16 protein-coding genes are annotated in these 17,734 nt (G+C 63.4%); 6 read left to right on the top strand and 10 right to left on the bottom strand.

The genetic code is table 11. The features are described from left to right. The first annotated feature begins 118 nt into the window (after positions 1–118). Both AB5Y64_RS06195 and AB5Y64_RS06190 read left to right on the top strand, forming a co-directional pair. Positions 119–1,132: a lipoate--protein ligase gene (locus tag AB5Y64_RS06195; protein ID WP_368203490.1), complete on the top strand. Its 1,014-nt coding sequence runs from the start codon at positions 119–121 to the stop codon at positions 1,130–1,132. 176 nt (positions 1,133–1,308) lie between these two features. Further along, the gene (locus AB5Y64_RS06190; RefSeq protein WP_368203489.1) at positions 1,309–3,003 is read left to right on the top strand and encodes an aspartate aminotransferase family protein; all 1,695 of its coding nucleotides are present in this window, start codon (positions 1,309–1,311) and stop codon (positions 3,001–3,003) included. A 73-nt stretch (positions 3,004–3,076) separates the two neighbouring features. On the opposite strand, the gene AB5Y64_RS06185 is transcribed toward AB5Y64_RS06190, so the two are convergent. The 7 genes from AB5Y64_RS06185 to AB5Y64_RS06155 all read right to left on the bottom strand — a co-directional run bounded on the left by AB5Y64_RS06185 (position 3,077) and on the right by AB5Y64_RS06155 (position 12,889). Next, complete coding sequence (locus AB5Y64_RS06185) at positions 3,077–3,454, bottom strand: copper-binding protein (protein ID WP_368203487.1); 378 nt, start codon at positions 3,452–3,454, stop codon at positions 3,077–3,079. 44 nt (positions 3,455–3,498) lie between these two features. After that, a complete protein-coding gene (locus tag AB5Y64_RS06180) occupies positions 3,499–6,627 on the bottom strand; it encodes an efflux RND transporter permease subunit (RefSeq protein ID WP_368203486.1) in 3,129 nt (1,042 codons plus the stop codon). Positions 6,628–6,700: 73 nt separating this feature from the next. Continuing rightward, complete coding sequence (locus AB5Y64_RS06175) at positions 6,701–8,233, bottom strand: efflux RND transporter periplasmic adaptor subunit (protein ID WP_216986826.1); 1,533 nt, start codon at positions 8,231–8,233, stop codon at positions 6,701–6,703. Between the two features lie 247 nt (positions 8,234–8,480). Beyond that, positions 8,481–8,975: a hypothetical protein gene (locus tag AB5Y64_RS06170; RefSeq protein ID WP_201956585.1), complete on the bottom strand. Its 495-nt coding sequence runs from the start codon at positions 8,973–8,975 to the stop codon at positions 8,481–8,483. 185 nt (positions 8,976–9,160) lie between these two features. Then, positions 9,161–9,967 carry an exodeoxyribonuclease III gene (gene xthA, locus AB5Y64_RS06165; RefSeq protein ID WP_010673667.1) on the bottom strand — a complete coding sequence of 269 codons (807 nt, stop codon included), beginning with the start codon at positions 9,965–9,967 and terminating at the stop codon, positions 9,161–9,163. Positions 9,968–10,219: 252 nt separating this feature from the next. Continuing rightward, on the bottom strand, positions 10,220–11,182 hold the full coding sequence (locus tag AB5Y64_RS06160; RefSeq protein ID WP_216986828.1) for an ion channel: 963 nt from the start codon (positions 11,180–11,182) through the stop codon (positions 10,220–10,222). Positions 11,183–11,242: 60 nt separating this feature from the next. Continuing rightward, positions 11,243–12,889, bottom strand: coding sequence for a response regulator (locus AB5Y64_RS06155; protein WP_216986829.1), 1,647 nt, complete (start codon positions 12,887–12,889; stop codon positions 11,243–11,245). A gap of 269 nt (positions 12,890–13,158) precedes the next feature. Between AB5Y64_RS06155 and AB5Y64_RS06150 the strand changes: the two genes are divergently transcribed. Beyond that, positions 13,159–13,584, top strand: a complete 426-nt coding sequence (locus AB5Y64_RS06150; RefSeq protein WP_216986830.1) for an Hsp20/alpha crystallin family protein — start codon at positions 13,159–13,161, stop codon at positions 13,582–13,584. Between the two features lie 41 nt (positions 13,585–13,625). On the opposite strand, the gene AB5Y64_RS06145 is transcribed toward AB5Y64_RS06150, so the two are convergent. After that, positions 13,626–14,669 (bottom strand): FAD:protein FMN transferase, encoded by a 1,044-nt coding sequence (locus AB5Y64_RS06145; RefSeq protein ID WP_180911108.1) that lies wholly within the window; start codon positions 14,667–14,669, stop codon positions 13,626–13,628. Between the two features lie 299 nt (positions 14,670–14,968). On the opposite strand from AB5Y64_RS06145, the gene azu reads away from it, so the two are divergent. Then, entirely contained in the window at positions 14,969–15,409 is a 441-nt protein-coding gene (gene azu, locus AB5Y64_RS06140; protein ID WP_043155526.1) for an azurin, read from the top strand. Between the two features lie 399 nt (positions 15,410–15,808). Then, a complete protein-coding gene (locus AB5Y64_RS06135; protein WP_039039209.1) occupies positions 15,809–16,012 on the top strand; it encodes a hypothetical protein in 204 nt (67 codons plus the stop codon). Here AB5Y64_RS06135 and AB5Y64_RS06130 read toward each other — a convergent pair. Then, complete coding sequence (locus tag AB5Y64_RS06130; RefSeq protein ID WP_052815265.1) at positions 16,009–16,578, bottom strand: HutD family protein; 570 nt, start codon at positions 16,576–16,578, stop codon at positions 16,009–16,011. The two genes, AB5Y64_RS06135 and AB5Y64_RS06130, sit on opposite strands and share 4 nt — an antisense overlap. Before the next feature lie 129 nt (positions 16,579–16,707). Then, positions 16,708–17,130: a MarR family winged helix-turn-helix transcriptional regulator gene (locus tag AB5Y64_RS06125; protein ID WP_052815264.1), complete on the bottom strand. Its 423-nt coding sequence runs from the start codon at positions 17,128–17,130 to the stop codon at positions 16,708–16,710. A gap of 81 nt (positions 17,131–17,211) precedes the next feature. Between AB5Y64_RS06125 and AB5Y64_RS06120 the strand changes: the two genes are divergently transcribed. Continuing rightward, on the top strand, positions 17,212–17,511 hold the full coding sequence (locus AB5Y64_RS06120; protein ID WP_042014216.1) for a DUF3861 domain-containing protein: 300 nt from the start codon (positions 17,212–17,214) through the stop codon (positions 17,509–17,511). Positions 17,512–17,734: the final 223 nt, after the last annotated feature.

Genomic DNA, 17,734 nt, shown 5'->3' with positions numbered 1-17,734 from the left:
TCAGAAGTTGATGCTCTTGTCCGTATCGGGTGTCGACCTGTGGCGGTCGGGGGACGCCTTCCTCCGTTCAGGGTGGTATGGTAGTCATCCGTTTCCTGTTTCCCGAGAAGGTCCTGTCATGTCTTCCTTGCGCCTGCTACTCTCCGACTCCCACGATCCCCTGTTCAACCTCGCGGTGGAGGAGTGCATCTTTCGCCAGATGGACCCGGCCCAGCGGGTGCTGTTCCTGTGGCGCAACGACAATACGGTGGTGATAGGCCGGCCCCAGAACCCCTGGAAGGAGTGCAACACCCGCCGCATGGAAGAGGACGGGGTGACCCTGGCCCGGCGCAGCAGCGGGGGCGGCGCCGTGTTCCACGACCTTGGCAACAGCTGTTTCACTTTCATGGCGGGCAAGCCCGGCTATGACAAGAGCGTCTCCACCACCATCGTCATTGATGCCCTCGCCAGGCTCGGTGTGAGTGCTTTTGCCTCCGGGCGCAACGACCTGCTGGTGGCGACCCCGGACGGGGATCGCAAGGTGTCGGGTTCGGCCTACCGGGAGACCCATGATCGCGGTTTTCACCACGGTACCCTGCTGCTGGACGCTGACCTCGGCCGCCTCGCCCACTACCTCAATCCCGACCCCAAGAAGCTGGCGGCCAAGGGTATCAGCTCGGTGAGAAGCCGGGTGGCGAACCTTGGCGAGCTGTTGCCTGGCCTGGGTCATGAGCAGGTGGTGCAGGCCCTGTGCGACGCCTTCTTTGCCCATTACGGTGAGGTGGTGCCGCCCGAGCATATCTCCCCCGAGCGGATGCCCGACCTGCCCGGCTTTGCCGAGACTTTTGTCCGCCAACGCAGCTGGGAGTGGAACTTCGGCCATGCTCCCGCCTTCAGCCACCTGCTGGAGGAGCGCTTCCCCTGGGGCGGGGTCGATCTTCATTTCGACGTGGAGAAGGGGGTGATAGGACGGGCACAGATCTTCAGTGACACCCTGGACCCTGCGCCCCTGGATGACCTGGCCGCACGCTTGCCCGGGGTGGCCTATCGTCCCGACGCCATCGACGCGTTGCTGCGTCAGTGGCGGGCGACGTTTTCGGCCAACCCCGAGCTGGAAGGATTCTCGGCATGGCTGCTGACCGCCCTGCGCTGACCTTGCCCATGACCAGGATCATAAAATGAACAGGGGAAAAGAGGGGAGAGGGGGCGCTGCGCCCGTCAGGGCGCCAACATGACAAAAAGTAGGGCAGACCATTAGTTATTGTCTCTGTTGATAGAGGTGTCACTGGAGTATAAAAACCGCACCTTAGCAGTATCAATGGTATAAAAATGAATCACCTGGTCTATCTGAAAGATGAGGGCGTCAACGCCGTCTCCCCCGAATTCGCCCGCCGTTTTGCCACCGTCAAAGCCCACTTTTTCTCACGCAACCCCGACCTCTGGCCGGTCTTTCGCGAGCCCGGCTTTGCCACCCTCAACGAGTTTCGCGCCCGTGGACTGGCGCCGGCTGCGCGGCTCAATGCCTGGCCCGATGGCCGCGCCCGTCTGGCGGATCTCTGCGAAACCATGCCGGTGCCGGCCACCATGCGCACGCCGGGGGAGCCCATGGCGGAGCTGCTGTTTGCCGGCGCCCTGTCAAAGGATTGGGAGAACCCCTCCAGCGTCGAGAACGTCATCACCATGTCGGCGGATCCCGCCATCTATGGCGCCCAGATGGGTATTCTGGCCAATCCCAACCTGGTCTACTCCGAATACGCCGGGGTGGCCGAGGAGCTGGAGAAGAAGGTGGTGCGCCAGATAGCGCTGCTGGCGGGTTACGACCCGGCCCGCGCCACCGGCATCTTCACCCAGGGGGGGACGTTTTGTAACCTCTACGGCTACCTGCTCGGCATCCGCAAGAGCCTGCCACAGGCCAAGCACAAGGGGCTAGGCCACTATCAGGACTACCGCATCATCAACTCCCAGGGCGGCCACTACTCCAACATCACCAACCTCTCCCTGCTCGGGGTGGACATCGAGAACAAGACCATCCGCATCCAGGTGGGCGAGAACAACGACATCGATCTCGACCACCTCGAGCGTACCCTGACCGCCTGCTTCGCCCTTCATCACGTGGTGCCCACCATCATGCTCACCATGGGCACCACCGACACCTTCGGGGTGGATCAGGTCAAACCCGTGGTCGAGCTGCGGGATCGCCTCTGCGAGCGGTTCGAGGTGGCGGTCAGGCCCCACATCCACGTCGACGCCGCCATCGGCTGGTCGATGATCTTCTTCCTGGACTACGACTTTGCCGCCAACCCGCTGGCCATCAACGCCGCCACCCTGGCGGGGATCGCGCGCAACGTGAGCCGCTTCGCCGAGCTCAGATATGCCGACTCCTTCACCGTCGACTTCCAGAAGTGGGGCTATGTGCCCTACACCTCCAGCCTGGTGATGATCAAGGAGCAGAGCGATCTCAAGGCGATGGAGAACGACCCGGAGAACTTCTCCTACTTTGAGCGGGACATTCAGGGTCAGACCCACCTGCAGTCCACCATCGAGTGCTCCCGCGGGGCGAGCGGCCTGTTCGGTGGCTATGCGGCCCTCAACTACCTGGGGGTGGAGGGCTATCGCACCGTGCTGGCCCACTGCCTGCAAAACGCCAACTACTTCCGCTTCCGGTTAAGCCAGCTCGGCAACGTCAAGCTGGTGGCCCAGGAGAACCAGGGGCCCAGTGTCGGCTTCAAGATCTACAACCCCGAGTGGGTACAGGACCCCGAGGCGGAGTTCGCCTTCGAGCTGGCCCGCAGCCCGGATGCGGCCTACAAGGCGCGGCTGGCACGCAACACCGAGTACCACCGCAGCCTGTTCAAGGGACGCGGCAAGGTGGGGCTCTACACCAACTGGGTGGAGGCGGTGGCGCACTCGGAATACGACGAGCGTGGCAAGTACTCCTATATCGCCGGGGAGAAGGCGGTCTTCATGAACCCCGCCTGCGGCCGTGAGCAGATCGACGCCTTTATCGCGCATATTCGTGGCTGAAGAGCCGCATCTTGTGATGTCATAAATAAAAACGGCGGGATAATCCCGCCGTTTTTATGGCTCAAGGCAGTGGTTACCGTTTCTGGATGGCAGTCACGGTGAGCTTGCCGGCCGGGTTTTCGGCGTGAAAGCGCACCGCATCCCCCACTTTCAGATCCTTGAGCAGTGCGGGATCGGCCACCCGAAACACCATGGTCATCGCCGGCATCTTGAGGTTCGCGATGGCCTCGTGCTTGATGCCGACCTTGCCGTTGGCCGCGTCGATGCGGCTGATGACCCCCTGGGTCAGGGTCTGCTCGGTTTGCATGGCGGCCATGTCGTGGCCCTCATGGTTCATCCCCTCCATGTGCGCCATGTCGTGCCCCTGGTGGTTCATCATCTCCTCGGCCTGCAGGCTGGTGTGGGTGGCAAGGCCGAGCAGCAATGTCAGGGTCAACGTCTTGTAATTCATGATCTTTTCCTCGTCGTTTATTCAAAGTCGGTGGTGAAGTCGGGTCAGTCGGCTTGCCGGGGGGCGGCCTTGCCAAGGCTGCGGCTGCGCCACAGGTAGTAGGCGGCGGGCAGCACCAGCAGGGTCAGCACCAGGGCGCTCACCATGCCGCCGATCATCGGGGCGGCGATGCGCTGCATCACCTCGGAGCCGGTGCCGTGGCTCCACATGATGGGCAAGAGGCCGGCGATGATGGTCACCACCGTCATCATCTTGGGGCGCAGGCGCAGGGCGGCGCCGTGGATCACCGCCCGGTGCAGGCCCGCCTTGTCCGGCTTGCCGCTCGCCACCAGGTCATCCCAGGCGTGGTTGAGGTAGACCAGCATCAAGACGCCGGTCTCCACCGCCACCCCCGCCAGGGCGATAAAACCTACCCCTACGGCGACTGACAGGTTGAAGTCCAGCAGCCAGAGGGTCCAGATCCCGCCCACCACCGCCAGCGGCAAGGTGGTGAGAATGAGCAGCACCTCCTGAACGCGGCGAAACGCCAGATAGAGCAGCAGCACGATAATGGCGATGGTGAGCGGCACCACGTAGGCGAGGCGTGCCTTGGCCCGCTCCATGTATTCGTACTGACCGGACCAGGTGAGGGCGTAGCCCGCCGGCAGCACCAGCTGCCTACCCACCTCGGACTTGGCCTCTGCCACAAAGGAGCCGATGTCGCGGCCGCGAATGTCCACGTAGACCCAGCCGTTGAGGCGTGCGTTTTCGCTGCGCAGCATGGGCGCCTCGTCGCTGATGTAGACCCGCGCCACGTCCGCCAGGGCGATGCGTTCCCCCTTGGGGGTCACCAGGGGCAGCAGCTCGAGGCTGGCCACCGAATCGCGGTAGCTCTGGGGGTAGCGCAGGTTGATGGGGTAACGTTCGCGCCCCTCTATGGTCTGGCCCACCTCCATGCCGCCCACCGCGGTGGCGAGCACCGCCTGCACGTCGGCGATATTGAGGCCGTAGCGGGCCGCCTTCAGCCGGTCGATGTCCACCTTCACATAGCGGCCACCCGCCACCCGCTCGGCGTAGACCGATGAGGCGCCCTCCACCTTTCCGACGATCTGCTCAAGCTGCTGGCCGAGCTGCTGGATCACCTTGAGATCCGGCCCCGCTATCTTGATGCCGACCGGGGTCTTGATGCCGGTGGCCAGCATGTCGATGCGGGTCTTGATGGGGGGGACCCAGGCGTTGGTGAGACCGGGGAAGCGGATGAGGGAGTCGAGCTCCTCCTTGAGCTTCTCCGGGGTCATGCCGGGGCGCCACTGATCCTTGGGCTTGAGCTGGATGCTGGTCTCCATCATCACGAGATCCGCAGGGTCGGTGGCCGAGTCGGCGCGCCCCGCCTTGCCGAACACGTTCTGCACCTCGGGCACGGTGCGAATGAGCTTGTCGGTCTGCTGCAAAATCTCCCGCGCCTTGCCCACCGAGATGTTTGTCGCCGTGGTGGGCATGTACATGATGTCCCCCTCGTCGAGCGGCGGTATGAACTCGGAGCCCAGATGCTGGAGTGGCCAGAAGCCCGCCACCGTGACCACGGCGGCGATGGCCAAGGTGGTTTTCGGACGGGCCAGTACGGCTTTCAGCAGTGGCACATAGCCCTGGCTCAGCCAGCGGTTCAGCGGGTTGGCCTGCTCGGCCAGCACCTTGCCACGGATGAAGTAGCCCATGATCACCGGCACCAGCGTGATGGCGAGCCCGGCCGCGGCGGCCATGGCGTAGGTCTTGGTGTAGGCGAGGGGGTGGAACATCCGCCCCTCCTGCGCCTCCAGCGCGAACACCGGCAGGAAGCTGATGGTGATGATGAGCAGGGAGAAGAAGATGGCGGGCCCGACCTCTATGCTCGCCTCGGTGATGATGCGCCAGCGGTTCTTGTCGGTGAGCGCCTCCCGCTCCATGTGTTTGTGGACGTTCTCGATCATCACGATGGCACCGTCCACCATGGCGCCGATGGCGATGGCGATGCCCCCCAGCGACATGATGTTGGCGTTGATCCCCTGCAGGTGCATGACGATAAAGGCGGTCAAAATCGCAATAGGGAGGGAGATGACCACCACCAGCGACGAGCGCAGGTGGAACAGGAAGGCGAGGCAGACCAGCACCACCACGGCGAACTCTTCCACCAGCTTGCCGGAGAGGTTGTCGATGGCGCGCTGGATAAGGTCGGATCGGTCGTAGACGGTGACCACCTCCACCCCCTCCGGCAGGCTGCTTTTCAGCTGGGCGAGCCGCGCCTTGACCCCGTCTATGGTGTGCTGGGCATTCTCGCCATAGCGCATGACGATAATGCCGCCCACCACTTCCCCTTCACCGTTGAGCTCGGCCAGACCGCGCCGGCTCTGGGGGCCGGTGACGACATCCGCCACATCCCCCAGCAGCAGGGGGGCGCCGCGCACATTGGTACCGAGCGGGATCTGCTTCAGATCCTCCACGCTTTTCAGATAGCCATTGGAGCGCACCATGTACTCCGCTTCCGCCATCTCGATGACGGAGGCGCCGGTCTCCTGGTTACCCTGCTTGATGGCGGTCTCGATGAGGGAGAGCGGGATGCCGTAGGCGCGCAGCTTGTCCGGGTCGACCCGCACCTGATACTGGCGCACCATGCCGCCCACGGTGGCGACCTCGGAGACGCCGTCCACCGTCTGCAGCTCGAACTTGAGCAGCCAGTTCTGCAGGGAGGTGAGCTCGCTGAGGTCATGCTTGCCGGTCCTGTCCACCAGGGCGTACTGGTAGACCCAGCCCACCCCGGTGGCATCGGGGCCGAGCTGGGGCTGGGCCCCGGCGGGCAGATTGGGGGCCACCTGGCTCAGGTACTCCAGCACCCGGGCACGGGCCCAGTAGAGGTCGGTGTCGTCGTCAAACAGCACATAGACGAAGGAGTCGCCGAAGAAGGAGTAGCCGCGCACCGTGGTGGCCCCCGGCACCGCCAGCATGGCGGTGGTGAGCGGGTAGGTCACCTGATCCTCCACCACCTGCGGCGCCTGGCCGGGGTAGGAGGTCTTGATGATCACCTGGACGTCGGAGAGATCCGGCAGGGCGTCCACCGGGGTCTGTTTGACCGACCAGAGCCCCCAGGCGGTGAGCATGAGGGTCAATAGCAGCACCAGGAAGCGGTTGCCCACGGACCAGCGAATAATCGAGGGGATCATGGTTGGGCTCCTTGCTCATTGGGTGCAGAGAGCGGAGAGCGGTTGCCTGTCAGGCAGCGAATGATGGCAGGGATCATGACTTCTTCTCCATCTCGGGCATCGCCATCTGATGCTGGCCATGGTCCATGCCTTCCATTTGCTCCATCTCATCCGTTGCTGGCTTGGTGGCGTCGCCGGTTACTGGCGCTTGTTCCTGATGGATGGTGGTGATGCGATATTCATCCCCCTCCTGCATCACCTGCAGGTGCAGGGTCTGTCCCTCGGTCAGCTTGCTCATGTCGACCCCCTCGGCCACGGTGAACTCCATCTCCATGGCGGGCCACTGCCACTCGGGGATGGGCTGGTGGGCGACCATCAGGGTACGCCCGGCGAGATCGATGCCTTGCACCTCCCCCTGGGTCCAGATCTGGGCGGGGCGCACCGCCGTCATGCGCTGGAAGTCCGAGTCGATGGCCGACTCCGAGTCGAGCAGGAACTGGGCCGAGCTGACGATGCTGTCCCCCGCTTCGACCCCCGCCTTGATGGCCACCTTGTCGCCAAACTGGGGGCCCAGGGTGACGGCCACCGACTTGAAGCTGCCATCCCCCAGCGCCAGCACCAGCCTGTCTTGGCTGCCGGTGCGGATCACTGCTTCGCTCGGCACCACCAGTTGCGGCTCTCCCTTGCCTGTCTGAATCGTCACCTTGGCGAACATATTGGGTTTGAGGAACTCGTCCGGGTTGGCGACGCGCAGCCGTACCTTGAGGGTGCGGGTAGCGGCATCCAGGGTGGGGTAGAGGTAATCCACCCGCCCCTGCCACTGGCGGCCCGGGGCGTAGTCCAGGGTCATGGTGACCGGATCGCCCACCTTCAGCTGGGCGGCCTGACGCTCGAACACCTCGGCACTCACCCACACCTGCTTGAGGGTGCTGATGTTAAAGAGCGCCGCGGCGGGTTCCACATACTGGCCCTCGCGCACCTTCAGCTCGGAGACATAGCCGCTGCTCGGGGCATAGATGCGCACCGTCTCCTGCACCTGACGGGTGCGCTTGAGGGCCGCTATCTGATCCGCCGGCACCTGCAGGGATTTCAGCTTGCCCTCGGCGGCGCGCAGCAGCAGCGGGTTGGTGGTGTTGAGGGCGAGCAGGTACTCGTGCTGGGCGTTGACTAAGTCAGGGGCATAGAGCTCGTAGATGAGGCTCCCCTTGCTCACCTGCTGCCCCTCGCTCTTGATGGCGAGGGTGCGGATCCAGCCCGCCATGCGGGCGTTGACCGCCTCCAGCCTGTCCTCGTCATAGCCGACGTAGCCCACCGTCTCGACCTGCTGGTGGATGGGCAGTCGCTCGACTTTCGCGAGCCGCACCCCCAGGTTCTGCTGGATCTCGGGGCTGATGGTGACGGTGCCCGGCGAGCCGCTTTTCTGCTCCTCATAGACGGGAATGAAGTCCATCCCCATGTTGTCCTTGGCGGGGCCGTCGCGCTTGTCGCGCGGATCCATGGGGTTGACCCAGTAGAGGGGCGTCTTCTCCTTGGCTGCAGTGCCAGTTGTGGTCTGTTTGGCGGCCCAGTAGCCGCCACCGGCCCCGAGGGCGAGCAGCAGGGCTGACATCAACAACGTCTTGTTCATGACAAGCCTCCGGCGCGAGTCTGCACACAGCGCGTGCGGGAGGGCAGGGCGCCACGGGGCGCAAATGTCTTGGATGATGACATGGTACTTCTTCTCTCGTATCGGGCCGTCGTCCGGCCTTGAGCGGATGCGGTGCTGGCGCTCGGCGGACGGGGTTGGCCGACAATCGGGGCACCGCCGACGAAGCGGCCGGTGCACGGCATGGCGATGGCGGTACCATCGCCCGGGCTAACGGGAGAAGCGGTTTCTAATGGCGCAGCACGGACAACATCAGATGCCGTCTGGGCCAGGAAGGGGGATGGGTACCACGCAGGCGCAGGAAGGGATCCCGCAACCAGTTGTCCAGCAGGGGGCCGATACTCCACGAAGAGGGGAGCAGCAGCAGGGGGATCAGCAGCAGTGACAACAGCATGCCGAGCAGGGGCGGGGCATTGGCCGCACCGGAGAAGCCGGCCTGCATCTGGCATTCCCCCCCAGACGGGGCACTCTGGCTCATGGTGCCCGAATGGCAGGAGAGGGGAATTGTGTCGGCCTGGCCATGGTTCATGGCGGCGTGCTGCACAGGCGGGCTCTCGTGCAGCGCATGAGACAAGGGGGAGGATGCCGGAAGGGCATCCTGGGTCTCACCCGGGAGGGCGGTGGCCGCGCCATGCCAGCTGATGCACAGGGTCAGATTGCAGACGAGCACCAGCGCCAGCAATAGCCGGGCGATGAGCGCTGTGGGCAATCTCGATGACAACATGGTGCAGGTTCCCTGTGACGTATGGGATGAATGTAAACCTTACCTATAGGAGAAGGTCAAGGTTCGCCCTGTACCATCTGCCAAAGAGTTGATATGGATTAAGAAATGCCGGATTGGCAGACGAAGAAGCCCCCGCGTGGCGGGGGCTCAGGGTCAGGAGTGACAGGGCAGCCCGACGGCCGGGATCAGGCGAAGCAGGTCCAGATGGGGGCGTGATCGGAGGGCTTGTCGATGCCGCGCAGCTCGTAGTCGATGCCGGTCTCGGTCACTTTGTCCTTGAGGGCGTCGGAGGCCATGATGAGGTCGATGCGCAGGCCCCGGTTCTCGTCAAAGCCCCTGGAGCGGTAGTCGAACCAGGAGAAGCGCTCGCACTCGGTGGGGTTGGCGGCGCGGAAGGTGTCGGTGAGGCCGAACCCCTTGAGCCGCTCCATCCATTCACGCTCGATGGGCAGGAAGGAGCACTTGCCATCCCGCAGCCAGCGCTTGCGGTTCGCCTCGCCGATGCCGATGTCGAGATCCGTGGGGGAGATGTTCATATCCCCGATCAGCGCTATCTGGTCGTCCGGGGTGTGGTGGGTCTCGAGGTAGTGCTGCAGGTCCTCATAGAACTTCTGCTTGGCCGGGAACTTGGTCTCATGATCCTGGCTCTCCCCCTGGGGGAAGTAGCCGTTCATCACCTTGATGACGGAGCCGTCTTCTCGCTTGAAGCTGGCCATGATCATGCGGCGCTGGGCATCTTCCGGATCGGTGGGGAAGCCCTTTTGCACCTCGATGGGAGCCTGCTTGCTCATGATGGCGACCCCGTAGTGCCCCTTCTGGCCGTGGAAGACCACGTGGTAGCCCATGGCCTCCACGTCCGCGACCGGGAAGGCTTCGTCGTGCACCTTGATCTCCTGCAGGCCGATCACGTCCGGCTGGTGCTTGTCGATAAGGGCTTGCAACTGATGAAGACGGGCGCGCAGGCCATTGATATTGAAAGAGATGATCTTCATGTTCGGGGTGCTCATGTCGTTTTTGTTCGTCGCTTATTGGACTAGGAATCCGCGATGGATGCAAGTTCGGGGGCTGTGACTGGCGCAGCGGCTCGGGAATCTGTTCACGATCTGTCGCGAGAGTCTGTCAGCAAGGTGACGCGCAGCAGAGAAGCCTGAGTGCATATGTATACATGAGAGCGCCTGGCGACACATAAGCGAGCAGCACATGAGCCTTGGAAGTGGCCTCCCAGCAAGATCGTGGACAGGTTTCTAGCGGGTCATCTTCTTGACAAACACCACCACGAACAGTGCCAGCGTGAAGCTGCCGGTAAAGGCTTCGAAGGCTGCAAAGATCCGCGACAACCCCACCGGGGTGAAGTCCCCATACCCCAGCGTGGTGAAGGTCACCACGCTGTAGTAGAGGCACTCCATCAGGAAGATGGCGTTCTGCTCCAGGGGGGCGTCCGTGCGATAGATGAGGTGGGTGCCCGCGAAGTTGAGGCCGCAGAAGAAGTAAAAGATGCTGCAGATGACAATGAGCAGCAGGGAGAAGATTACCACCCGCATGGGGGCCTCGCCGTAGCCGCAGAAGAGATCCACTATCCAGGAGGCGAAGCGGCGGTAGGACCAGAACGGCATCTGCAGGCGGCGCATGGTGAGCTCCTGCTGGATGTAGCGACCGGACATGGTGAAGATGCCCTGGGCCTCCGAGGCCTTGCGCAGATCCCGGTAGGTTTCCTCCGCCTCCTTGAACCAGACGCGGGCCTGCGCCGGGTCCCGCTCGCGGCGCCCCTTTCTGTCCTGCATCAGCCGCTTGCCCGTCTCCAGGTTGTCGAGGCGGGTGTTCTTCCAGCGGATGCCGAGCAGGTTGACGTCGTCGAGGGTAGCGCAGTGGAGGTTCGCTTCGCTCAGATCGGCCTTCATCAGGCTGCCGCCCTTGATGCGAATGCCGTAGAGATGGGCCCCCCGCAGGTTGGCGCGATAGAGGTTGCACTGCTCCAGCAAGAATCCCTCCGGACCCTGCCTGTTCACCAGGTTGAGATCCGCCAGCTCGGCGCGGGCCAGTTGCAGGCCGTGGCACAGGCCTCCCTGGCGCACATAGCGCTCCAGCGCCTCGGCGGTATCAGGGGTGTTGTGGGCCGCAGCGGGGTCGTGCCAGCGGCAGAGATCATGATCCCCTGCCTCTTCGGTGCAGTGGCGGCCATCGGCCACCAGGTATCGGCACATTGCCATGGTGTTGCCCCTCCCTTCCCTGAGTCAGTATCAGCATAGGTGAGGGGAGGAGGGGGGATATCAGCTGTGCTGATGATATTCCTGACGCAGCTTGCGAAAACGTTCCTGCTGGGCGGGGTTAAGGGGGATGCCCTCCAGCACCTCCAGGGTCTCCTTGCACTCGGCGCCAAACTCCGGGCTCTTGCGGTTCTTCTGCATGAGTTGCAGCAGCACCTGGATCTTGTTGAGGGCGGCGCCGGTATTGGCGGGCGCCCGGCGCAGGGCCTCGCGAAAGTGGCCGAGGGCCTGCTCCAGCTCCCCGGCCTGATAGGCCTTGATGCCCAGATCGTTGAGCTGCTGATAGCGCTGGCGCCGCTCCTGCACCGTCTTGTCATCCCGGGTCACCTGGATGCAGGTGGTGAGCAGCCGATCCTCATCCTCCGCCAGCAGGGATTGCAGGCTCTCGGCGTACTCGAACTCCCCGAGCTGATAGAGGGCGAGTATGGTCTCGCCAAGGAGGGCCGGAGGCATGGTGGCGGGCTCGTCCAGCCAGTTCTGGTTGGCGCGATAGAGCATCTTCTTGCCCTTTAGCAGCTCCCCCAGGGCGATGCGCACCCGGGCCTGGCAGATCTGCTCGAACACCGGGTAGTTGAACTCCGACATCATCAAGGAGTCGCGGATGCGCGACAGGGCGGAGTTCACCTGCTTTTGCAGGTTGGCGATGTGGTAGCCGTCGTTGCTGTTGAGGGCGTACAAGGTGAGGGTCTGGATATAGGCCCCGAGATAATGGGGCGTGCGGTGGATCGAGTTGCGCGACAAGTCGATGAGGGCGAGCAGCACGTCCTTGGCCTGGGCGTAGTCGTGCCGTTGCAGGCACACCTCCGCCAGACGGCGGGAGAGCTGCACCGACTGGGGAGAGATGTCCACCGCCCGGCGCAGCTCCTGCTGGGCCTGCTCGTCATTGCCCAGCGCCAGCAGGGACTCCGCGAGCCAGAGGTAGGCCTCCACCATCAGGGGGGTGTGTTTCAGGGTGGCTTGCAGGTGGCTCACCGCCTCCTCGTGCAGACCCAGGGTATGGCACGCCTTGCCCAGAGTGAGGCGAGCCCAGCTGTTCTCCTGCCCCGCCAGCAGCTGGCGCATCAGGCTGCGAGCCTCCTTGGCCTGGCCCAGCTTGAGCTGGGTGTCGGCCTGCAGGCAGCGGCAGAAGTTGGCAAAGCGGGGCACCGCGTCCGCCTGTTTGGCACAGGCCTCCACCAGGGCGGGCAGATCGTTCCGGGTGAGGGCGCTGAAGACGCTCTCCAGCGCCTGGCGACGGGCGAGGGCGCGTTTGAGGCGAAACGAGAACTGCTCCTGGGAGAAGGGCTTCATCAGGTATTCGTCGGGCTCGGCTTCCAGCGCGCTCAGCACCATGGCGCGGGAGCCGTCGCTGCTGACCATGATCACCACGCTCTGGGGCGGAATGAGTTGCTGATCCCGCAGGCTTTCCAGCAACTGGCGGCCGTTCTCGCCCGCCCCCAGCTCATAGTCGAGCAGATAGATGTCGAAGCTCTCTTTCTGGCAGCGGCGGCGGGCCTCGTCGGCGGAGTTGGTGTAGGTGATGCGGTTGATGCCGATGTTGATCAGCATCGCCTTCATCATCATCTGGAAGGAACGCTGTTCGTTGACCAGCAGGATGCGCTTGGGCTTGGGCTGGGGTTTCTTCTCGGGTACGGAGTCCGGTGTCTGCATCTGTCTGGCATCAAGGCGCTACGGGCTGGTGGGAGAAGTGTGCCACCAAAGTCCGCAGGCAGGCAATTGCACATGGGGAGGCCCCCCGGTTTTTCCCGCAGACCTTGGGTGAAAAAAAGGGTGTCTTGCCTTTGATCCCGGTCAAGGGAAGGCGAGTTGGCACTGGCAGGCGCTGTCCCGGTTTTTAGACTTGAAGAGCATCAGCATGCGGGAGGCGGCAGGGACAGGGTGCCCGTCTGCTCCCTTGCCCGCTTACAAGGAGGGATCAGATGAGTTTGCTACCAAGTCGCACCAGCCTGTTTGATGACCTGTTCCACGACATGGCCTCCGGCTTCTACATCCGCCCCCTGCACGGGGACCCGTTGCCCGGCCAGATCAAGCTGGATCTGCGGGAGAGCGGGGATGACTACCTGCTGCAGGCGGAATTGCCCGGGGTGGCGAAGGAGGACATCCACGTGGACGTGCACGGCAAGCTGGTGACCCTGAAGGCGGAGATCCGCCAGTTTGACAGCCAGAACAAGGATGAACGGGCCCTGCGCAGCGAGCGCTACTATGGCAGCGTGTCGCGCAGCGTCGAGCTGCCGGTGGAGGTGTCGCCAGAGCAGGGGAGCGCCCGCTTTGACAACGGCATCCTCACCCTGCGCCTGCCCAAGCAGGCGGCCAGCCCCGTGCCCCACCGCATCCCCATCGAATAGGCGGTCAGTGAACGAGGCCCCGCACTGCGGGGCCTCGTCATTCAGGGCTGTGTGCGCACCAGATAGGGGGCAAACTCGGGGGTGTGGCTGGCGGCAAAGCCCGTGGCGGTCTTCTCGATGAGATAGACCGCCAGCTTGTGCTCCCTGGCAAAGGCCATCGCCCGCTCGGGGCCCATCACCATGAGGGCGGTGTCGAGGGCATCGGCCTCCAGGGCCGTGGGGGTGATGACGGTGGCGGAGACCAGCTTGTGGGTCACGGGCTCGCCGGTGGCGGGATCGATGATGTGGGAGTAGCGCTTGCCGTCGAGCTCGTAATAGTTGCGATAGCTGCCAGCGGTGCTCACCGCCATGCCGCTCGGGGTCACCACGTCCTCGATGGCGCCCGGTCTGTCAGAGGGCTCGACGATGGCCACCCGCCAGGGATTGCCCTTGTCGTTGTGCCCCTTGCTGCGCACCGCCCCCGCCACCTCGATGAGGTAGTTGTGGACCCCTTTTTGCTCCAGCAGCCCGGCTATCTCGTCGGAGGCCGCCCCCTCGCCCAGGGTGGAGAGATCCAGATAGAGATCTGGGATGGCCTTGCCGAGCAGGAAGTGATCCCCCTCGGGGGTCAGGGTGAGCTTGTCGATGCCGACCCGCTCCCGCGCCTTGGCGATCTGCTCTGCGCCGGGCCGCCTGACCGGGCGCTTGTCCGGCCCGAATCCCCACAGATTGACCAGGGGGCCCACGGTGACATCGAGAACCCCCCGGGTGAGGTGCCCGGCGTCAATGCCCTGTTGCACAATCTTCGCCATGGTGGCCGGGATGACCTGGGGGGGCAGCCCCGTTCCCTGATTGAAGCGGGAGATGAGGGAGCCCGGATCATAGGTGGAGATCTCCTTGTTCAGGCGTGCCAGCAGCGCCTCCACCTCCTGTTGCAGTGCCTCCTGTCCGCCGGGGAAGGGGTCGCTCAGGGTCACCGCATAATAGGTGCCCATGGTGTTGCCCTGGATGCGGGTCTGGGTCGGGGCCGGCTGGCAGGCGCCAAGCAGCAGGATCAGGGAGAGCAGCAGGGTGCGCGCCAGCGCAGGCGCAAAGGGGAACTTCATCTCTCATTCTCGCGGGAGTCATCGACGGGGGAGCAGCTTAGCCAACGGCTGTGGTGTTGGCGAGTGGCCGTGGGCGGGAAGGCCGCAAATAATTAAGCCGGAGGGGAATTTGATCAACCCGCTTTGGGCCCGGGGTCGGGAGAAAAGAAGTGACCGGGCTCGCAGGCTGGCCCAAAAGCGGTCGTCCTTCGGTGACATTTGAATACAATGAAGATCGATCCTGACAGCATCTTTGCGGGTCGCGCCCACGGGGGCGAGATGCCTGTGCTGTCATCCTTCGTCAATCAAAGGAGAACGTGATGAAAAAGGTGTTAACCCTGCTGCTTCTTGGCTCCCTCGCCACCCCGGTCCTGGCCGACGAGTGCGCACTGGTGATCGAAGGCAATGACGCCATGCAGTTCAACCAGACGGCGATGAGCGTGCCGGCCACCTGCAAGGAGGTGACGGTGACCCTCAATCACACGGGCAAACTGCCGGTGGCCAACATGGGCCACAACTGGGTGCTGGCCAACACCGCCGACTATCAGGCCATCGCCACCGCCGGCATGAGCGCCGGGGTCGATCACGACTACCTGCCCAAGGATGACCCCAGGATCCTGGCCCACACCAAGCTGGTGGGGGGCGGCGAGAGCACCAGCGTTACCTTCAAGACCGACGGCCTGGCGGGCAAGGATCTCACCTTCTTCTGCTCCTTCCCGGGCCACTTCGCCCTGATGAAGGGCAGCTTCAAGGTGGGGTAGTGCCAAGGACCGTGTCGCCGCCAGTACAAGCAAAAGCCGGGAAGGTCCCCAATGCTGTTCAGATAAGCACTTTTTTGACTGATTATTCATAAATTGGATTTGAGTTGAGGGGGCAAGGCTGTGTCCAGTCGATCTTCCTCCAGCCTTTATCCAGCGGGGCTTGCAATAGAAAGAGGGAGGCATCATGCCTCCCTCGCTTTTTTGTCCTGATACTACGTGGACTGGAACTCAAATTCTCTTAAGTGAACAGCATTGCGGGAAGGTCCCGGCTTTTTTGTCTTCGCTTGCGCTGCGTCGCGGTGCTTTCATGATCTGGTCTGGGGTGGCAAGGGGATGAGCGGCGTAGAATAGGCCGCAAATGGGCCAGTGGCCCGCCTACGCCCCTTCGGAAAAGAGAGCATGAATGCAGTGAAATGGATGCTTGGCTGTTGCCTGATGCTGCTGTGTGCCATCGCGCTGGCCGCCGAGCCCCCGGTGAAGAAGAGCCGGAGCGGCATCTGTCACCCCAAGGGCGGCACCTACTACAGCCGCACCAGGCACTATACCCCCTATGACACCATGCAGGCCTGCCTCGACAGCGGGGGCCGTGCCCCCCGGCGTTAAACGGCGGCTTGCTTGGGCTGCAGGGTAAAGAAGGCGAGGGTGGTCTTCTTGCCGCACTCGAAGCGGATGTTCTCCTCCCCCTGCACCACCAGGGTCTCGCCCGGTGCGACCTGCTGTCCCTGCACGGTGAGCTGGCCCTCCAGCAGGTGGCAGAGGTAGCACTTGTCCGCCTCCAGGGTGAGGCTGAGGGGGAAGGGCAGGTTCAGCACCCGCACGTTGGCGCTGATGCGCGCCGGGTGGTAGATGAGCCCGAGATCCGTCACCTCTTTTTTCAGCAGCTCGCAGCGGGTCTCGTTATCCCCGCTGAAGTGGGCCGCCTCGAAGGTGGCGTAGGGGTGGCCGTTGAGCACGAAACCGGCACCGCTGACGGGCAGCAGGATGCGCTGGTAGCCGGGAAAGCGGGAGAAACTCCCCGCTTCCTTGATGGGGGCCGAGCTCAGCCGATAGTCAAAGTCGAGCTTGTCCAGGGTCGAACCAGGGGGGGAGATCAGGATCTGGGCCGTGGTGCCCTGCCTGTTCTTCCAGGGCATTTTCAACTGGTCGGACTCTTTAATCAGGGTGATCACGATGGCGCCTCGGCGGGAAGGGGAGAGTGGGGCCAGTGATACCATCTCCGGGAGTGGCTCACAAGGCGCCGCCAGCACAGGCCGCGCTGGTTGGCCACAAATCAGGCAGCGGATCCCCTGACGCTGACCCTAATCGGTCGACTCAAGCCCTTTTTCTATCTTGTCCAGCAGTTGCTGCAACTGCGCTATCTCCGCCGGCGTCAGCAGGGAACACAGCCGTTCGTCGAGCCGTGCGGCCTCCTGCTCCCCCTGGTTGACCCGCTCGCAGGCCAGCGGGGTCAAGGCCAGACAGATGCTGCGTCTGTCAGTGGGATGGGGCCGCTTCTCGATGAGCCCCTGTTTCTCCATCTCCTGCAGCAGGCGCGTCACCTGCGCCTTGTCGCGGCCAGACCGCTGTGCGATTAGCTGCGGCGTGGCGGGATCCAGCGCATGGATCAGTTGCAGCACCTTGTAATGGAGGGGGCTAAGGGCGATCTGCTGTGCCCGGAAATGCTGCGTCATGGCGATTTTGTACTGATCGAGGATCCGGAAGAGGCGGTTTGACAACCTCATGGTTGATAAAGTCAACTTAAAAGGGTTTAATTGATTTTATCAACCATATGGGCAAAAGCCCAGCCCGAGAGGAGATGAAAGATGCCACACACTTATCGTGTACAGGTCCAGGCGCTGGACCGCGAGGTGCCCCCGTTGCAGTTCGACTGCCAGAATCACGACGACATCTTTGCCATCCTGGCGCTCAGCAAGGGGAAGCTGGCCATGTCGGAGCAGGAACATCAGGCGTTTATCGTCGGGTTGAAGCTGTTTGGCGAAGTCATGATGCAGCATCGCAAAGAGGAGCTGTTCAAGGGGTTTCTCCCCCATTTCAAGCAATTCATGGGGCAACTGAAACGCACCGCCAGGGGAGAGGAGGCCGTGGTCGCCCCTTCCGAGTGACCCTGCCCTGACCCCAAGGGCGAGCGCTCCCGCCATCATGCCTGATGCAAAGGAAACCCCGAGGTTGTGATCCCGGTGCTGTCAAAGCGGCGGCGGCCCGCTACACTGGCAGCTCGTTTCACGGAGGACCCATCTTAAATGCGAAAGGGGACTCCCTCCGACGTAGGTGGGAGGGGAATTTCGCCGGGGCGTCAGCCCCGCTGGTTTTGAATGTATTGCTTGA

The organism is Aeromonas sp. R5-1 (assembly GCF_040908265.1).
GTDB lineage: Bacteria > Pseudomonadota > Gammaproteobacteria > Enterobacterales > Aeromonadaceae > Aeromonas > Aeromonas caviae.
Note: the sequence above shows the minus strand (reverse complement) of the source record. Positions and strands in the feature narration are given on the sequence as shown.

Bases quoted from the DNA above. Each gene is read 5' to 3' on its own strand.
- AB5Y64_RS06195 (WP_368203490.1), top strand. From the start codon at position 119: ATGTCTTCCTTGCGCCTGCTACTCTCCGACTCCCACGATCCCCTGTTC.
- AB5Y64_RS06190 (WP_368203489.1), top strand. From the start codon at position 1,309: ATGAATCACCTGGTCTATCTGAAAGATGAGGGCGTCAACGCCGTCTCC.
- AB5Y64_RS06185 (WP_368203487.1), bottom strand. From the start codon at position 3,454: ATGAATTACAAGACGTTGACCCTGACATTGCTGCTCGGCCTTGCCACC.
- AB5Y64_RS06180 (WP_368203486.1), bottom strand. From the start codon at position 6,627: ATGATCCCCTCGATTATTCGCTGGTCCGTGGGCAACCGCTTCCTGGTG.
- AB5Y64_RS06175 (WP_216986826.1), bottom strand. From the start codon at position 8,233: ATGAACAAGACGTTGTTGATGTCAGCCCTGCTGCTCGCCCTCGGGGCC.
- AB5Y64_RS06170 (WP_201956585.1), bottom strand. From the start codon at position 8,975: ATGTTGTCATCGAGATTGCCCACAGCGCTCATCGCCCGGCTATTGCTG.
- xthA (WP_010673667.1), bottom strand. From the start codon at position 9,967: ATGAAGATCATCTCTTTCAATATCAATGGCCTGCGCGCCCGTCTTCAT.
- AB5Y64_RS06160 (WP_216986828.1), bottom strand. From the start codon at position 11,182: ATGGCAATGTGCCGATACCTGGTGGCCGATGGCCGCCACTGCACCGAA.
- AB5Y64_RS06155 (WP_216986829.1), bottom strand. From the start codon at position 12,889: ATGCAGACACCGGACTCCGTACCCGAGAAGAAACCCCAGCCCAAGCCC.
- AB5Y64_RS06150 (WP_216986830.1), top strand. From the start codon at position 13,159: ATGAGTTTGCTACCAAGTCGCACCAGCCTGTTTGATGACCTGTTCCAC.
- AB5Y64_RS06145 (WP_180911108.1), bottom strand. From the start codon at position 14,669: ATGAAGTTCCCCTTTGCGCCTGCGCTGGCGCGCACCCTGCTGCTCTCC.
- azu (WP_043155526.1), top strand. From the start codon at position 14,969: ATGAAAAAGGTGTTAACCCTGCTGCTTCTTGGCTCCCTCGCCACCCCG.
- AB5Y64_RS06135 (WP_039039209.1), top strand. From the start codon at position 15,809: ATGAATGCAGTGAAATGGATGCTTGGCTGTTGCCTGATGCTGCTGTGT.
- AB5Y64_RS06125 (WP_052815264.1), bottom strand. From the start codon at position 17,130: ATGAGGTTGTCAAACCGCCTCTTCCGGATCCTCGATCAGTACAAAATC.
- AB5Y64_RS06120 (WP_042014216.1), top strand. From the start codon at position 17,212: ATGCCACACACTTATCGTGTACAGGTCCAGGCGCTGGACCGCGAGGTG.